Raw genomic sequence first — 1,196 nt, forward strand, 5'->3', positions numbered from 1 at the left:
GAGCAAATATCTCCTTATATTTATTCACTTATTTCCTTACTAGTTTTTTTATTGATTTGTTTGATAAATTCAACTTCTCAATGGTTTTATCTTATCGTTTACTCTTATTTATCATTTTTCTTTTCAATAGTAACTTTATTTCTTCAAACAGAGATTCTAGATTATGAACAAAATGTTAAGTTAGGATTCTTAAATATGCAATTTATGAGAAGTGCTTCAAAAATGATAGGATTCTTACTAGGTATTCTATTAGAAATTTTGTCAAATGATATTTATTTTTTGAGTATTTTATTTTTGTGTTTTTTGGCTAATACAATTGGACTAAAAAATCTAAATTGGAGTAGTCATAAAAAAATTGAAAAAAAAGTACAGCTTCTCATTAAAGAAAAAAAAGCTTATATTCTTTTAGGTGTGTTTTCAACTGCCACAGTTTTATGGATTCCATTGTTAACAGGTAGCTTTAATTTACACGGCTTGAGAACATTTTCTTGGATTCCATTTGTTTTACCAGGAATATTCTCTATGGGGTTGATTCATCTTCAAAAAAAATATCGATTTTTGATTGATTCGTTATTTATGGAATATTCTTATATTCCGTTGATAATTTGCTTTTTTGTGTTAAGAATGTCTAATAATTTTGTAATTCTCCAATCAATACTGTTTAGTATTATTACAGCCCTCAGTCTTTCTTTATCCATTAAAGTAAGAAAATATTTTTTAGTGGTTAACGATAAGAACAATAATCTGTACTTGTTACAGACTTTATCAATGAGCTCATCAGTGTTTTCTCTTGTATTTTCAATGTTAGGAGGATACCGTAATTATTTAGAATCTATTTTGTTAATTATGTGCATATTCAATATTATCTATATGATTATTAAAAAGGAGAATTATCAATGAAACTAGGAATTTGTTACCGTCCTCATTTACATAAGAAATTTTTAAGCTCTATACTTAACGAAGTATCTATTTTAGAAATTATGCCAGAAGTGACAGATGTAATTGATATGAAAGAAATAGCTGAATTATGCTTTAATAAAAATATTGAGATGGGGCTTCATTGTCTCAGAACTTCTTTATTTTCTCCAGAAGGAGTTCAAAAGCAAATGTTGGAAAAATATTTTTATATTTCTGAATACATTCATTCGAAATATTTTTCCGATCATATAGCTATCTCATATTACCATCAATATTAC

General features: G+C 26.3%; 2 protein-coding genes. Both read left to right on the top strand.

Annotation, left to right across the window (positions count from 1 at the left end; all coding sequences use genetic code 11):
• Positions 1-900, top strand: a 900-nt coding sequence (locus D8804_RS09945; RefSeq protein WP_221763061.1) for a hypothetical protein, incomplete at its 5' end; no start/stop codon positions are given.
• Positions 897-1,196, top strand: a 300-nt coding sequence (locus D8804_RS09950) for a multinuclear nonheme iron-dependent oxidase (protein ID WP_125399647.1), incomplete at its 3' end; no start/stop codon positions are given. The genes D8804_RS09945 and D8804_RS09950, both read left to right, overlap by 4 nt.

It is taken from the genome of Streptococcus oralis (assembly GCF_003944215.1).
Classification (GTDB): domain Bacteria; phylum Bacillota; class Bacilli; order Lactobacillales; family Streptococcaceae; genus Streptococcus; species Streptococcus oralis_BI.